This is a genomic window from Pseudomonas sp. SJZ103, assembly GCF_007828335.1.
Classification (GTDB): Bacteria; Pseudomonadota; Gammaproteobacteria; order Pseudomonadales; family Pseudomonadaceae; genus Aquipseudomonas.
The window spans coordinates 1,013,744-1,028,680 of the sequence record NZ_VIUN01000001.1 but is presented as its reverse complement, the minus strand read 5'-3'; the positions used below and the strand labels follow the sequence as shown (position 1 = coordinate 1,028,680).

The 14,937-nt window shown below is 60.1% G+C and carries 17 protein-coding genes; 8 read left to right on the top strand and 9 right to left on the bottom strand.

All coding sequences use genetic code 11. The features are described 5' to 3' along the window. Window positions 1–80: 80 nt before the first annotated feature. Window positions 81–563, bottom strand: a complete 483-nt coding sequence (gene rssC, locus FBY10_RS04885) for an anti-sigma factor antagonist RssC (RefSeq protein ID WP_003172602.1) — start codon at window positions 561–563, stop codon at window positions 81–83. Continuing rightward, on the bottom strand, window positions 563–1,744 hold the full coding sequence (rssB, locus tag FBY10_RS04880; protein ID WP_131698958.1) for a two-component system response regulator RssB: 1,182 nt from the start codon (window positions 1,742–1,744) through the stop codon (window positions 563–565). The genes rssC and rssB overlap by 1 nt, the downstream gene beginning before the upstream one ends. Before the next feature lie 276 nt (window positions 1,745–2,020). Here rssB and FBY10_RS04870 point away from each other — a divergent pair, with 276 nt between their 5' ends. After that, window positions 2,021–2,317 carry a PilZ domain-containing protein gene (locus FBY10_RS04870; RefSeq protein WP_131698956.1) on the top strand — a complete coding sequence of 99 codons (297 nt, stop codon included), beginning with the start codon at window positions 2,021–2,023 and terminating at the stop codon, window positions 2,315–2,317. A 61-nt stretch (window positions 2,318–2,378) separates the two neighbouring features. Here FBY10_RS04870 and FBY10_RS04865 read toward each other — a convergent pair whose 3' ends face one another. Further along, entirely contained in the window at window positions 2,379–3,068 is a 690-nt protein-coding gene (locus tag FBY10_RS04865; RefSeq protein WP_027604219.1) for a VacJ family lipoprotein, read from the bottom strand. Between the two features lie 195 nt (window positions 3,069–3,263). On the opposite strand from FBY10_RS04865, the gene FBY10_RS04860 reads away from it, so the two are divergent. Then, a complete protein-coding gene (locus tag FBY10_RS04860) occupies window positions 3,264–3,872 on the top strand; it encodes an HAD family phosphatase (RefSeq protein ID WP_131698955.1) in 609 nt (202 codons plus the stop codon). A 110-nt stretch (window positions 3,873–3,982) separates the two neighbouring features. Then, window positions 3,983–4,249, top strand: coding sequence for a DUF4404 family protein (locus FBY10_RS04855; RefSeq protein WP_065928147.1), 267 nt, complete (start codon window positions 3,983–3,985; stop codon window positions 4,247–4,249). Window positions 4,250–4,312: 63 nt separating this feature from the next. Here the strand turns inward: FBY10_RS04855 and queF are convergent, their stop codons facing one another. Both queF and FBY10_RS04845 read right to left on the bottom strand, forming a co-directional pair. Then, window positions 4,313–5,143, bottom strand: a complete 831-nt coding sequence (queF, locus tag FBY10_RS04850; protein ID WP_131698954.1) for an NADPH-dependent 7-cyano-7-deazaguanine reductase QueF — start codon at window positions 5,141–5,143, stop codon at window positions 4,313–4,315. A 66-nt stretch (window positions 5,144–5,209) separates the two neighbouring features. After that, window positions 5,210–5,731, bottom strand: a complete 522-nt coding sequence (locus FBY10_RS04845; protein WP_131698953.1) for a plastocyanin/azurin family copper-binding protein — start codon at window positions 5,729–5,731, stop codon at window positions 5,210–5,212. A gap of 157 nt (window positions 5,732–5,888) precedes the next feature. Here FBY10_RS04845 and FBY10_RS04840 point away from each other — a divergent pair, with 157 nt between their 5' ends. Both FBY10_RS04840 and FBY10_RS04835 read left to right on the top strand, forming a co-directional pair. Further along, window positions 5,889–6,569, top strand: coding sequence for a heavy metal response regulator transcription factor (locus tag FBY10_RS04840; protein ID WP_131698952.1), 681 nt, complete (start codon window positions 5,889–5,891; stop codon window positions 6,567–6,569). Continuing rightward, entirely contained in the window at window positions 6,566–7,921 is a 1,356-nt protein-coding gene (locus tag FBY10_RS04835) for a heavy metal sensor histidine kinase (protein ID WP_145334835.1), read from the top strand. Before FBY10_RS04840 ends, FBY10_RS04835 begins: the two co-directional genes overlap by 4 nt. 104 nt (window positions 7,922–8,025) lie before the next feature. On the opposite strand, the gene FBY10_RS04830 is transcribed toward FBY10_RS04835, so the two are convergent. From FBY10_RS04830 to FBY10_RS04820, 3 genes are read right to left on the bottom strand one after another with little or no spacing between them, the layout of a single operon-like run. Next, window positions 8,026–9,270, bottom strand: coding sequence for a lipoprotein-releasing ABC transporter permease subunit (locus tag FBY10_RS04830; RefSeq protein WP_145334837.1), 1,245 nt, complete (start codon window positions 9,268–9,270; stop codon window positions 8,026–8,028). Window positions 9,271–9,328: 58 nt separating this feature from the next. After that, complete coding sequence (lolD, locus tag FBY10_RS04825; RefSeq protein WP_024074097.1) at window positions 9,329–10,012, bottom strand: lipoprotein-releasing ABC transporter ATP-binding protein LolD; 684 nt, start codon at window positions 10,010–10,012, stop codon at window positions 9,329–9,331. A gap of 7 nt (window positions 10,013–10,019) precedes the next feature. After that, window positions 10,020–11,270, bottom strand: coding sequence for a lipoprotein-releasing ABC transporter permease subunit (locus FBY10_RS04820; protein WP_027604228.1), 1,251 nt, complete (start codon window positions 11,268–11,270; stop codon window positions 10,020–10,022). A 94-nt stretch (window positions 11,271–11,364) separates the two neighbouring features. Here FBY10_RS04820 and FBY10_RS04815 point away from each other — a divergent pair, with 94 nt between their 5' ends. Together FBY10_RS04815 and FBY10_RS04810 are read left to right on the top strand one after the other, a co-directional pair. After that, window positions 11,365–11,949, top strand: coding sequence for a PilZ domain-containing protein (locus FBY10_RS04815; RefSeq protein ID WP_131698949.1), 585 nt, complete (start codon window positions 11,365–11,367; stop codon window positions 11,947–11,949). A 44-nt stretch (window positions 11,950–11,993) separates the two neighbouring features. Continuing rightward, the gene (locus FBY10_RS04810) at window positions 11,994–12,716 is read left to right on the top strand and encodes a glycerophosphodiester phosphodiesterase (RefSeq protein WP_131698948.1); all 723 of its coding nucleotides are present in this window, start codon (window positions 11,994–11,996) and stop codon (window positions 12,714–12,716) included. A gap of 42 nt (window positions 12,717–12,758) precedes the next feature. On the opposite strand, the gene sthA is transcribed toward FBY10_RS04810, so the two are convergent. Next, window positions 12,759–14,153 carry a Si-specific NAD(P)(+) transhydrogenase gene (sthA, locus tag FBY10_RS04805; protein WP_090407744.1) on the bottom strand — a complete coding sequence of 465 codons (1,395 nt, stop codon included), beginning with the start codon at window positions 14,151–14,153 and terminating at the stop codon, window positions 12,759–12,761. A 214-nt stretch (window positions 14,154–14,367) separates the two neighbouring features. Between sthA and FBY10_RS04800 the strand changes: the two genes are divergently transcribed. After that, the gene (locus FBY10_RS04800) at window positions 14,368–14,901 is read left to right on the top strand and encodes a chalcone isomerase family protein (protein ID WP_145334839.1); all 534 of its coding nucleotides are present in this window, start codon (window positions 14,368–14,370) and stop codon (window positions 14,899–14,901) included. Window positions 14,902–14,937 lie beyond the last annotated feature (36 nt).

The following is a 14,937-nucleotide window of genomic DNA, read 5'->3' as shown; positions in this document are numbered from 1 at the left end:
TCCGTTATGAATGTGCTGACTGACACGGCGCTATCGGGGGCAAGCCCCCTCCCACAATTGGCATGTGTTCGACAGACGGATCAGTGACGCTCGAGGGCGTTGACGAGGTCGTGGAAAGCTTCGCGGTTGGACTCGTTGAGGCCCATCAGGATCTTGTGCGCTTCCAGCACCTTGACCCGTACGACTTCCTCGGACTGGTCCTGAGACGGCAGGTCGGTGAGGCACTCCGGGCACGGAATCGGGCGATCAACGATGTTGAACACCTGGTCGAAGCCCATGGACTGCAACAGACGGGTGATGTCTTCGTGGGTGGTGACGACGGTCGGCAGCAGGCCAACCTTCTGCCGAGACAGAATGGACAACTTGGCCAACAGCCCAAGGGTGGTGCTATCGATGCTGCGGGTTTCGGTCAGATCGATCACGATCGCCGAGAAATTCAACGCCGTGAAAATCCGCTCAATCGTCGCATCCAGCGCCGAACACAAGGTCAGGCGCACTTCACCGACAAACTTCAGGACGAAGGTCCCGTCTTGCTCGGCGAATTGGATTCTTCCGGTACTCATCAAAGATTCCTGCTCAACACCAATAGGGCGATATCATCCGGCATCTCCCCTAGCGTGGCCAATCCAAAAACCTGCCGCAGGCCATCCAGGCTGCCGCCCGCCGACTTGACCTTTTGGGGCAAGGCGGCTTCTTTCTCTTTGAGTGTAGGCTCTGGAAGAAGGTCCAGGATGCCATCGGACATCAGCGTCAGGCTGAACGTCGGCGGCAGCTCCAGGATGTGGTCTTCATAGGTGGCTTCATTGAACAAACCTACGGGCAGACCACGCCCTTCCAGGTAACGCACACTGTCGGGAGTGTATAAAACAGGCATCGGCAGGTGACCGCCGATGCTGTAGGTCAAAAGACCGGTTTCTTCATCAATCACGCCGCCCACCATCGTCACGTGCTTGCCCAGCTTGCAGCTGATCAGGCCTCGGTTGATGTGGCCCAGCACCTCGGAGGGGGTGAACTCCGGCAAGGTGCCATTGCGCTTGGATTCGAATAACAACCGTGTGGTCATGAACTTCAACAACACGGTGACAAAAGCAGAGGAAGCTCCATGGCCGGAGACATCGGCCAGGTAGAACGCGACACGACGCTCGTCTACGCGGAAATAATCGACAAAATCGCCCGACAGGTACAACGACGGGATGATCTGGTGAGCAAACTGGAATTCGTCGATGCTCCAGGGGCTGACCGGCAGCATGTTCATCTGCACCTGGCGACCGGCGTTCTGGTCTTCCTGGAGCAGGTTAAGGCTGGCTTCGAGTTCGCGGTTGGCGGTTTCGAGCTTTTCGCGGTAGCGCTGGTTCTCTACCAGCAGGCGCGCACGATCCAAGGCGCGGCGCACAGAGTGCTCCAGTACCGCCAGGTCTTCGAGGGGCTTGATCAGGTAGTCGGCAGCGCCCAGACGCAACGCCTCGACGGCATCGTTCATGACGCCCGCACCGGACACGACAATCACCGGCGTCTGCGGGGCAAGCTCAGTCACCTGGCGAATCAGCTCCAGGCCGCCCATCTGGGGCATGCGCAGGTCGCAGATCACGAGGTCGGGCTGGTCGCGCTCGAATACCTGGAGACCCTGTTGGCCATTACTGGCCTGCAGGACGCTGAAGCCACTGTCTTCCAAGTAGGCCGCAAGGCTCGCGCGCACTACTTCGTCGTCATCGATTATCAGCAGCGTGGCACTGGTTTTTTGCATGTGGGCAAACGGCGCCAGAATTAGGTTGGCGTAGGCGGTTCGGCAATGGCCGGACTCACGTACTGGATTCGCTTTCTAGCCTCTCTGTCCTACAACGCAATGGGATTTTTCCCATGCACAACCGTAAAGCAGAGGTGCCCTTCTAAGGCGCAGACGGTACTCCCATCCGCCAGGGGTTTCAAGCTCATGCCGATGGTCGCCGGGCGTCTTTACATCGCAAATCACCCGGAGTTATAAGAACAGCCAAGACCACAACACAAAGTAAGGATGGAACCGATGGGCGAACACGAGCGCGACTACGCCGAAAAACGCGATTTCATCCGCATGCGGGTGGATGCCGAAGTATCGTTGCTCCACGAAGGCCAGGAGTTTGCCGGGGTTTGTGTGGACCTTTCCAGCTCCGGGATGCAGGTGCAGGCACCGCGCCAGTTCACCGTGGGGGACCTGCTCACCGTGCGCATTGATTCAGAGCACGCGGCGCTCAAGGGCCTGGAGGCTGACACGGAAGTGGTCTGGACCAAAACGGCGAGCGACGAGCAACAACTGGGGCTTAAGATCCTGAAAATGCGCTGAAACCCGCGCACAAAAAAGGCGACCGCCAAGTCGCCTTTTTTTCATTTCAAAACATCACAGCTTAAAAGTCGTCGACGACCTTGCCGTCCTTGACCTTGAACTCGCGGTTCTGCAGGTAAGCATTGCGGATAAAGGTGTACTTGTCGCCGGTGATCAGCTTCTCGCTGTCGAGCAGGCTGGCACGGGTGTCAACGATGTTCAGGCCCATGGTGCTGTTGCGCCAGCCGATATCGTTCATATAGCGGTACGGTTGGGTGTAGCTGTCCACGTATTTGGACGGCGCGTCACGCAAGGTGCTCGGGCCCAGCAGCGGGATCATCACGTAGGGACCGCTGCCCACGCCCCAGTAACCCAGGGTCTGGCCGAAGTCTTCATCACTGCGTTGCAGCCCCATTTTGGTGCCGACGTCGATAAAGCCCAGCACGCCGAATGTGGTATTAACCAGCAAGCGCGCAGTGTCGACCCCGGCATTGTGGGGTTTGAGCTGCAGCACGTTGTTGGCCAGGTTGCCGACATCGCCGATATTGCGGAAGAAGTTATGGATACCGTCTTCGACAAATTGCGGAGTGATCCACTGATAGCCTTGGGCCAATGGCTTGAGGGCGTAGGTATCAACGGTGTCGTTGAAGGTGAAGATCGGGCGGTTGACGCTTTCCCATGGATCATCTTCCGATGCAGCCTGTGCAGCGAAAGGCGCCAGCAGGACAGTGGCACACACCGACAGCTGAGCGAAGTAGTGGCTCCAGCGCATAGCTTTTGCTCCTTGAATGGTCTGTCATGGGCGCTATGCCCTGAATAAGGCCGTCAGTATATGACGGAAGTGTCCAATTAGGCAGCTTCTAGGAATCGTCCTAACACAAATGGACAATTTTCCTACAATTAACCCGCCTGTCATCTACTTGTCATCCTGCCCCGATAGCGTCACAGCTATTTCAGGGATGTCGACATGCCTCACGCTGAGATAGCCATCGCCAACGCGCCCGCCTTGACTGCCGTTCTGTTTGGCCTGAGTGGTTGCCTGGTGGACTTTGGTTCCCAGGCGCGCACCGATTCACCCTCCCTGCACTCCCAAGCCACACCCGGCGCCCTGAAAATCCTGCGCAGCCTCAAGGAACAAGGCATCCCCTGTGCCTGGCTGGATGAGCTGCCGCCTTCGGTGACCACACCACTGGCCGCCGTACTGCCCGGCTGGCTCAAGGCCGCATCCCCCTCATCGATCCGCTGGCCCGCCCCTCATGCGTGCTGGCAAGCCTTGATGGAACTCAACATTGAACGCCTGGAAGGTTGCGTACTGGTCAGCGGCGAACCACGCTTGCTGCAATCGGGGTTGAATGCCGGTTTGTGGACCATTGGCCTGGCGTCCTGTGGTTCGCTGTGCGGCCTGGCGCCTGAGCAGTGGCAGGCGCTGAGCGACAAGGAACGCGAGCACAAGCGCGGCAAAGCCACCGTTGAGCTCTATGGGCTGGGGGTACACTCGGTGATCGATCACCTCGGGGAACTCGGCACCTGCCTGGCCGACATCAGCCTGCGCCAGCTCAAAGGCGAGAAGCCCTGATCAAGATCATGCACAGTCGGCGCCCGTGGATTAATCTACAGGTCACCCCGTAGACCTTTCACGGCGTGCCGTGGTCTATGCCAGTGCCTATCGATAAAAGGAAGAACGTCATGCCTGATCGCAAAAAACTGGAAGAACAGGTCGAGATCCTGCGCGGGCAGCTGGAACAGGAACCCCCGCTGTCGGAAGAAAAACGTGAAGCGCTGCAAGCCTTGATTGCCAAGTTTGAATTGCAACTTGAACTTGAACCGGCCACTCAGACGCCGAGTATTTCCGACGATGTGAGTCAAGCTGCCATAGAGTTCGACGCTGAGCACCCGGTGATTTCCGGGACACTGCGCAATATCATGATCACCTTGGGCAACATGGGGATCTGACCCGAACCCAAGCCAGGCGCAGAACCAAAAGGTAGGAGAGGGCCTGCCCCCTCCCACCTTTGCTTACTGACGGGCCAGGCGCACGTTCTGGAACGCCACATCCTCAGTACTGCGGTAAGGATTGATATCCAACCCGCCGCGCCGCACATAGCGCGCATACACCGTCAACTTCTCCGGCTTCAGCAAACGCTGCAGGTCGAGGAAAATGCGCTCCACGCACTGTTCATGGAAATCCGAGTGCTGGCGAAAGCTCACCAGGTATTCCAGCAAACTCCCGTGATCCAACGCCGCACCGCGGTACTCCACCACAACGCTGCCCCAGTCGGGCTGGCTGGTGACCGGGCAATTGGACTTGAGCAGGTGGCTGTGCACGCTCTCCTCGACAATGCGCGAGTCATCGCAACGCAGCAGCTCCGGGCGTGGGTGTTCGTAGTTGCTGACACTGATATCCAGATCATCAATGCACACGCCCGGCAACGCCATCACGCCTTCGGCCTCAATGTCGGCCAAGCTGCGGATACGCACGGTAACAGGCTTGCCGGCGGCGGCACTGAGGTCGGTACGCAGGGTCGCTTCCAGGCTTTGCACATCGGCAAACGCGGTCTGGTTGAGCGAGTTGAGATACAGCTTGAACGACTTGGACTCGATGATGTTCGGCGAGTCGGCCGGGATGCTGAACTCACCGATGGCCACCACCGGCTTGCCCGACGGCAGCAACCAGGACAACTCGAAGCAGTTCCAGAAGTCCACGCCCTTGTACGGCAGGGTCTCGGCGCTCAGGCCCAGCTCGGTCCATTTGGCGGCGCGTGGAATCGGGAACAGCAACGAAGGGGTGTAGGTGGAGATGTATTCACTGGACTTGCCCAGCGGCGAATGTTCGGCTGCGGGATGCATGGCGGAAACCTGGCTAAATAAACCGCGCCAGTCTACCAGCCTTTGCCACCGCCCTTAAGAAACGCCTTACTCAACGGTCAGCTTGCCGACCATGCCCGCCTGGTAATGACCGGGGAGGTTGCAGGCAAACTCCAGGCCGGTGGCCTTGGTGAACGTCCAGGTCAGCTCAGCGGTCTTGCCGGGCTCCACCAATACGCTGTTGGGATCGTCGTGCTTCATGCCGCCCATTTCACCGTGGCCCATGGCACTGTGATCCATCTTGCCCATCCCCGTGGAGGTGAGCATGCCGCTGGCCTGCATCTGCAACATTTCCTTCTGGTGTTCGGCGTGCATCGCCGCGTCACCGAGGTTGAATTCATGCAACAACTGACCTTTGTTGATCAGTACAAAGCGCACCGTCTCACCGGCCTTGACGTCCAGGGACTTGGGCGAAAAGGAAATATCCTGCAGCGTCACTTCCACAGTACGCGTGGCCTTTTCAGTCGGTGCCGGCTGGCCGAACGCGTAGGTATGGGCCGCATCCGCCATGGCATCGAAACTCAACGCCAACAGGCAGCCCGCCAACAACAGGGGTGTACGCAATGCCATCTCGATTCTCCAAAAAGTGTGCAATCTGCTTGGACAGCACTCTAAGAGTGCGCCGCTGCCAGCCAGCTGACTGCTAGATTACAACTTTGTCAGGTTGCGCCCTTCCCCTGGCACCCAAGGTATAAAGCCCCTCGTGAACTGTTGCCAAGAGCCGCCCATGAAATTGCTGATCGTCGAAGACCAACCGAAAACCGGCCACTATCTGCGCCAAGGCCTGGCCGAGGCTGGTTTCACCACCGAACTGGTGGCCGACGGCACCAGCGGCCAGCACCTGGCGCTGACCGGCGATTATGACCTGTTGATCCTGGATGTGATGCTGCCCGGTCGCGATGGTTGGCAAATCCTGCAAGCGGTGCGCAGTGCCGGCCTGGAGATTCCGGTGCTGTTTCTGACCGCCCGGGATGCCGTGGAAGATCGCGTGCATGGCCTGGAACTGGGCGCCGACGATTACCTGGTCAAGCCCTTCGCCTTCTCCGAACTGCTGGCGCGTATACGCAGCCTGTTGCGCCGTGGCAGCAGCACGCCGCAGGAAACCGCCCTGCAACTGGCCGACCTGCGCCTGGACCTGATCCGCCGCCGCGTCGAACGGGACGGCCAGCGCATCGACCTCACCGCCAAGGAGTTCTCCCTGCTGGAACTGCTGCTGCGCCGCCAGGGCGAAGTACTGCCCAAGTCGCTGATTGCCTCCCAGGTGTGGGACATGAATTTCGACAGTGACACCAACATCATCGAAGTCGCGATCCGGCGTCTGCGCCTGAAAGTCGACGATCCCTTCCCCACCCAACTGATCCATACCGTGCGCGGCATGGGTTATGTACTGGAGGAGCGGAGCCATTGATCCAACGTCTGTCCCTGGCCAGCCGCCTGGCCCTGCTGTTTGCAGCGTGCACTGCGGTGGTCTCGTTGCTTGCGGGCGTACTCTTTAACCGCGCCAGCGAGGCGCACTTCATTGAATTGGACCAGCAGCAACTCGACAGCCAGTTGGTAGCGCTGCGCAGTACCTTGCAGGGGGTCAACTCGCCTGCGTTGTTTGCCCAGCGCGAGCAACAGTTGCGCGTGGAGCTCAATCGCCAGCCCGAACTCGCCCTGCGCATAACCGCAGGCGGCCAGCGTTGGCTTGATGATGCGCCCGGCGTCACATTGCCCGAGGGCCCCGGACTGCATAGCCTGCAAAACGCCGGGACCGACTACCGCGTCTACAACGTGCCGCTGATGGCGGGCCAACCCGACTCGCCGCAACTCAGCCTGGTGCTCGACATCACCCACCACCAGCACTTCCTGCAACGCATGCAGCATTTGATCTGGCTCACCGTCGGTCTCTCCGCCCTCGCCACCGCCGTGCTCGGTGCCTGGGCTGCACGCAGTGGCTTGCGCCCGTTGCGGCGCATGGGCGAAGTGGCTGCCGGTGTTTCGGCCCACTCCTTGACCCAGCGTCTGCCTCAACAGCAAATGCCGGCGGAATTGGCCGAACTGGCCCAGGCCTTCAATGCCATGCTGGGGCGTTTGGACGATGCATTCCAACGCCTGTCGGCCTTCTCCGCCGACATTGCCCACGAACTGCGCACGCCTCTGTCGAACCTCCTGACCCAGACCCAAGTCATCCTGACCCAACCGCGCCCCTTGGAGGATTACCGCGAAGCGCTGCACAGCAACCTGGAAGAGCTGCAATGGATGGCGCAGTTGGTGAATGACATGCTGTACCTGGCCAAGGCGGACCACGGCTTGCTGATACCCAAGTGCGAGCCGTTGGCGCTGGCGAATGAAGTGGAGGCGTTGCTGGAGTTTTTCGCGTTGCTGGCAGAAGACGCACAGGTCTCGCTGGTACGCGAAGGCAGCGCGCAAACAGCCGGCGATCGCGGCATGCTGCGCCGAGCCCTGTCGAACCTGCTGGATAACGCCCTCAGGTTTACCCCGGCCGGCGGCCAAGTGCGCGTGCGGATGGTTGAAGGCGTACGGGGCGTGACAGTGACGGTAGAGAACAGCGGGGAAGGTATTCCAGCGGACGTGCTACCGAGGTTGTTCGACCGATTCTACCGCGCCGACCCGGCGCGCCATGAAGGCAGCAGCGAGCATGCAGGACTGGGGTTGGCGATTACCCAGTCGATTGTGCAGGCCCATGGTGGGAGGATTTTTTGTGAATCCGGGGCGGGGTGGACAAGGTTTGTGATTGAGTTGCCGAAGGTAAATTGATGCAAGCCGGGCCGGCCCTATCGGGGGCAAGCCCCCTCCCACACTGTGATCTGTGAATACATTCAAATGTGGGAGGGGCTTGCCCCCGATAGCGGACTTAAAGACTACGAATACCTAAGGGCATGCGCCGGCTCAATCTTCGCCGCCCGATACGCCGGGTAAATCGTCGCCAGGAAGCTCAACACGAACCCGGCCGTACAAATCAGCACCACATCGCCACTTTGCAGCTCGGAAGGCAGGTTGCTGACGAAGTACACGTCCGAACTGAAGATATGCTGCCCGCTCACCCGCTCCAGCCAACCTACCAGTTCACTCACGTTCAGCGCCGCAATCACGCCCAGCAAGCCGCCGATCAGGGTGCCGACAACGCCGATCACGGTGCCCTGTACCATGAAGATCGCCATGATCTGCCGTGGCGTGGCGCCGATGGTACGCAGGATCGCGATGTCCGCGCCCTTGTCGTTCACCACCATGATCAGCGTGGCGATGATGTTGAACGCCGCGACGGCGACGATCATCAGCAACAACAGGCCGATCATGGTCTTTTCCATCTTCATCGCGCTGAACAGGCTGCCCTGGGTGTGAGTCCAGTCATCGGGCTTGTAGCCGCTGCCCAGGCTGGCGGCGATATCTGCCGAGACCTTGGGCGCTGCGTACAGGTCTTTCAACGCCAGGCGCACGCTCTGCACCTGGTTCGGCTGCCAATGCTGTATCTCGGCGGCGTCAGCCATGTGGATCAGGGCCATGGAGCCATCCAGCTCGGCGCCGACCTTGAAGATACCCACTACGTTCAGACGCTGCATGCGCGGGGTGATCCCCCCCGGCGCGCTGCTGATTTCCGGGACGATCAGGGTCAGTTTGTCACCCACATTCAGGCGAAAACGCCGGGCGGTGATTTCGCCGACCACCACGCCGAACTCGCCAGGCTTCAGGTCTTCCAGTTTGCCCTGCACGATATGCTGGGCCACGATTGACACCTTACCTTCCTGGGCAGGGTCGACGCCGCTGATCTCGATCGGCTGCATCGCGCCCTTGTAGGAGAACATGCCGTCCATCTGCGTGAACGGTACGGCGGCAGTCACTTGCGGATTCTTCATCGCCGCAGCGGCCACCGGCTGCCAATCATCGATCGGGTTCACCCCGACGATGGTGGCGTGGGGCACCATGCCAAGGATGCGCGAGCTCATTTCGCGCTGGAAGCCGTTCATCACCGACAGCACCACGATCATCGCCAGCACGCCCAGGGCGAGGCCGATCATCGAGGTCATCGAGATAAACGAAACAAAACGGTTGCGGCGCTTGGCGCGGGTATAGCGCGTGCCGATGAAAATCGATAACGGTCTGAACATTCGCGGGCACCGTTGGAAAAATAGAAAACCCGGCGTCAGGCACCGGGCTTGAAACAGGTCAGATGGCGACCAGATGACCTTCCTGCAGATGCAGTACGCGGTCCATCTGGCGGGCCATGCTCATGTCATGGGTCACCACCAGGAACGCGGTGCGCATCTGGGTGCTCAGTTCCAGCATCAAGTCCTTGATGCCCTGGGCGGTGTGAGAGTCGAGGTTGCCGGTGGGCTCGTCGAGCATCACCAGCCCCGGGTTGTTCACCAGGGCACGGGCAATCGCCACACGCTGGCGCTCACCGCCGGACAGTTCGGCCGGTTTGTGCTCCAGGCGATGGCCGAGGCCGACGCGCTCGAGCAACGCCTTGGCACGCTGACGCGCTTCCGGGATCGCGGTCTTGCCGATCAACAGCGGCATGCACACGTTTTCCAGGGCGGTGAATTCCGGCAACAGGTGGTGGAACTGGTACACAAAGCCCAACGAGCGGTTGCGCAACTGGCCACGGGCCTTTTCATTCAAGGCCGACAGTTCTTCACCGGCCAGCCATACACTGCCCTGGGACGGCGTATCAAGGCCGCCCAACAGGTTGAGCAAGGTACTTTTGCCGGAACCGGAACTGCCGACGATCGCCACGCGCTCGCCGGGATGAAGTTCCAGCTGCAGGTTGGACAGCACCACAACCGACTCCGGGCCTTCCTCGTAGGATTTGCCCAGGTTGCGGCAGCTCAGGATTGCTTTTTCACTCATGCCCGATTCACTCATAACGTAAGGCCTGTGCTGGCTGGGTACGTGCCGCGCGCCAGGCTGGATACAGGGTGGCAAGGAAACTCAGGACCAACGCGGCGCCGCCGACCATCAGCACGTCCTGGGCTTGCACCTGGGACGGCAGGTAATCGATGAAGTAGACGTCGGCGTTGAGGAACTTGTGGCCGATCACCTTTTCAAGCAAGGCGATGGCGGCGCTGACGTTCAGCGCGGCCAAAATGCCTACCGCGGTACCGATCAAGGTGCCGACCACGCCAATCACGGTGCCCTGCACCATGAAGATCGCCATGATCTGCCCCGGCGTGGCGCCCAGGGTGCGCAGGATGGCGATGTCGCCTTTCTTGTCATTCACCACCATCACCAGGGTGGAGATGATGTTGAAGGCGGCAACGGCGACGATCAGCAGCAACAGCAGGCCGATCATGGCTTTTTCCATGCGGATGGCCTGGTACAGGTTGCCGTGGGTGCGGGTCCAGTCGCGGGCGTAGTACTGGCTTTCACCCAGGTGCTGGGCGATTTCCCAGGCGCCGCGCGGGGCATCGAACAGGTCGTTGAACTTCAAGCGCAGGCCCTGCACCTGGTCCGGCTGCCAGCGATGCAGGCGGGCCAGGTCGGTGAGGTTGGTCAGGCCGAGGTAGCCGTCGATCTCGCCGGCGCCGACGTGGAAGGTACCGACCACGGTAAAGCGCTTCATGCGCGGGAACATGCCGGCCGGCGTCACGGTGACTTCCGGGGCGACGAAGGTCAGCTTGTCGCCGATGCCCACGCCGAGTTTGGCCGCTGCCTTGTCACCGATGACAATGCCAAAACTGCCGGGGGCCAGATCGTCGAGTTTGCCCTGCAACATGAACTTATCGATGATCGAGACGTTGCGTTCCTGGGCCGGGTCGATGGCATTGAGCAGGATTTTCTGCACCTTGCCGTCATTGGTCAGCAGCCCCTGCATCTGGGTAAACGGCGCGACGGCCACTACCTTGGGGTTCTGCTTGACCTTGGCGGCCAGGCTTTGCCAGTCGCTGATGGGCGCATCGCCCTCGATGGTCGCGTGGGGCACCATGCCCAGCACGCGGGTGCGCATCTCATGATCGAAGCCGTTCATCACCGACAGCACCACGATCATCACGACCACGCCAAGGGCGAGACCGATCATCGAGGTCAAGGAAATGAACGACACAAAATGATTGCGACGCTTTGCACGGGTATAACGCGTGCCAATAAATACGAAGAGAGGTCTGAACATGTCGGGGCTTGTTCGGAGGAAAAGAAGACGTCCCGGTGGCGGGGTCTGGTAAGCAGCTTTACACTCAGACCATTACCGTTACCTGGGGTTCGCCATGTCGACATTAGATGAAGAAGAGCGCCGCGAATACTACCGTATCGACGACATGATCGCACTCCAAATCAAAAGCCTGTCTGCCCCCGAAGCGGCGAGCAAGGAAGTGTTGCTGGATGATTCACCGCTGTTCAATCTGCTCAGTGAACTGCACCTGAGCGAATTTGAAGCCCAGCACCTGCTGCGCCAGCTCAGCGAGAAGGATCGCACCCTCGTCGCCTTTCTCCGCGTGCAGAACAAACGCCTGGATTTGCTCAGCCAAATCATGGCCCGCGGCCTGCTGGATGAGGTCGGCGCCCCGCAGCCGGTGATCATTTCCGAGGGCGGCATCGATTTCCAACACCCCTCCCCCCTGACGGTGGGTGCGAACCTGGCGGTCAAGCTGGTGCTGATGCCCCAGGCGCTCGGCCTGCTGCTGCGCGCGCGGGTCACCCATTGCGATCCCAAGGGCACAGGCTTTGACATCGGCACGGAATTCGCAGCCATGACCGATGCCCAACGCCAGCTGCTGGCACGCTACATCCTGCAGAAACAGGCGCAGGAACGGCGCCTGGCGCGGGAACAGAGCGACGCCCAGGACACCTGAATTCGTATTTACCCCGCCAGACAACCTGGCGTAAAGGAGCAACTGTGACCCTGATCTACGGCCACCGCGGTGCCAAAGGCGAAGCACCGGAAAACACCCTGACCAGCTTCCAGGAGTGCCTCAAGCACGGTGTACGCCGCTGCGAACTGGATTTGCACCTGTCCATGGACGGCGAGCTGATGGTCATCCACGACCCAACCCTCAAGCGCACCGCCGACCGACGCGGCAAAGTCGTCGAGTATTCGGCGGCAGACCTGGTCAAGATGGACGCGCGCAAGGGCGGCCCGGGCTGGGTCAAGCCTTGCCCGATTCCACGCCTGGAAGAATTGTTCGAACAGTGCGACTTCGATCACTGGCAACTGGAAGTCAAAAGCGCCTCGCGCACCCGCGCCGCGACCACCGTGCTGGCAATTCGTGAGATGGCCGTACGCTTCGGCCTGATGGACAAAGTCACCGTGACCTCAAGCTCGCGGGAAGTGTTGAAAGCAGCGGTTGAACTCACCCCCGACCTGTCACGCGGACTGGTCGCCGAATATGCCTGGCTCGACCCGTTGAAGGTCGCGCAGAACTATGGTTGTGAGATTCTGGCGTTGAACTGGACGTTGTGCACCCCCGAACGTCTGGAAAAAGCCCAGCGCCAGGGCCTGCACGTGTCCGTGTGGACGGTCAACGAACCTGCGCTGATGCGCAGGCTCGCCGACTTCGGCGTAGATAGCCTGATTACAGACTTTCCCGGTTTGGCCACTGCCACCCTCGAGAATTACTGAAATCGGTCTCCCCGGCCGGCTCAGGCCACCGGCCGGAGCCGCTCAAAAAAGCCGGTTGAGGCCGTCGTAGGCCGCTACCCGATAGGCTTCGGCCATGGTCGGGTAGTTGAACGTGGTGTTCACAAAATACTTGAGGGTATTTTGCTCACCCGGCTGGTTCATGATCGCCTGGCCGATGTGCACGATCTCAGAGGCCTGGTAGCCGAAGCAATGCACGCCGAGGACTTCCAGGGTTTCGCGGTGGAACAGAATCTTCAGCATGCCTTGCGGCTCACCGGCGATCTGCGCACGCGCCATGCTCTTGAAGAACGCCTTACCCACTTCGTAAGGCACCTTGGCCTTGGTCAGTTCGTGCTCGTTCTTGCCGATCGAGCTGATCTCGGGAATCGTGTAGATCCCGGTGGGCACGTCGTTCACATAACGCCAGCTGCCGTTGTCGACGATGCTGCCAGCGGCCGAACGGCCCTGGTCATGCGCCGCACTGGCCAGGCTTGGCCAGCCGATCACGTCACCGGCACCGTAGATGTTGGTCACGCAGGTGCGGTAGTTCTCGTCGACTTCGATCTGGCCACGGTTGTTGACCTTGACCCCGATGTTTTCCATGCCCAGCTTGTCGGTGTTGCCGGTACGGCCGTTGCACCACAACAAGGCGTCGGCCTTGATCTTCTTGCCGGACTTGAGGTGCAGGATCACGCCGTTGTCCAGGCCTTCAACCCGCTCGTACTCTTCGTTGTGACGCACGGTGATGTTGTTGTTGCTGAAGTGGTAACTCAACGCCTGGGAAATTTCCGAGTCGAGGAAGCTCAGCAACTGGTCGCGGTTGTCCACCAGTTCCACCAGTACACCCAGGCCGCTGAAGATCGAGGCGTATTCACAGCCGATCACACCGGCGCCGTAGATGATCAGTTTGCGCGGGGTATGGCCCAGGCTGAGGATGGTGTCGCTATCGTAGATACGCGGGTGGTGGAAATCGATATCCGCCGGGCGATATGGGCGCGAACCGGTGGCGATGATGATGTGCTTGGCCACCAGCGTCTCGACCACGCCGTTGGCACACACCACTTCGACGGTTTGCTCGTCGGCGAAGCTGCCGGTGCCGAAGAACAGGTCGACACGGTTACGGGCGTAGTACCCGGTACGCGAAGCGACTTGCTTGGAGATGACCTTCTCGGCGCTTTTCAGCACGTCCGGGAACGAGAACCAGCGCGGCTCACCAATCGCCCGGAACATCGGGTTGGTGTTGAACTGCATGATCTGGCGCACCGAGTGACGCAAAGCCTTGGACGGGATGGTACCCAGGTGGGTGCAGTTACCGCCGACCTGGCGACGGCTATCGACCATCGCCACCTTGCGCCCTGCCTTCGCGGCGTTCATCGCCGCACCTTCTCCAGCCGGGCCGGAACCCAGTACCACCACGTCGTAGTTGTAGACAGCCATGCGTACTCCTCAGAACAGGCCAGGCGCACGGTTGGGCGCCTGGCTAAATCATGCCGCGGCCAGCGGTCATGAAGGACAATTTGGCTCAAGTGTGTGAGCCGGGGCACAGTCTATATAAGGCTCAACGCCGCGCACATTAACCCTTGGTCGCGTCGTAGGCCAGTTTTGCCATACTACATGACGCAAATCAGCGCCGATTTCAGGATGAGCCATTATGCGACAACTATTTTTTTGTTTGATGCTGATGGTGTCGATCACAGCGCACGCCAATGAAGCGGAGCGACTCAAGCAAGCGGGCTTCCCGGCGCAGGCTGAGGGACTGACGCTGAAAAACCAGGCGGTGTTCAACTATCTCTGGGCGGATGTTTACGCCGCCGGACTGTATGCCTCTGCGGATGTGAGCGCCAGACAGGCCTGGGCACAACAAAAGGATCTGCGCCTGGTGCTGTATTACTTTCGCAACATCGACCGCAAGGATGTGATCAAGGCCGCCACGGCGACGTTGGAGCGCCAGCAAACCAGTGCTCGATTGAAGCCCGAGTTGGATCAGCTGCATGCGCGCTTTCACAATATCCGTAACGGGGATCGTTATGCCCTGGATTTTCGGCCAGGTCGTGGCCTGAATTTGGAGATCAATGGGCAGGTGGTGTTCAGCAGCAGCAATGACGCGCTGGCAAGGGCCTACCTGGGCATCTGGCTGGCGCCCAAGGGTTTGTCTGATGAGTTGCGCGGCAAACTGCTGAAATGAAAATGGCCCACCAGTGAGGCATGCATCCACTGAACG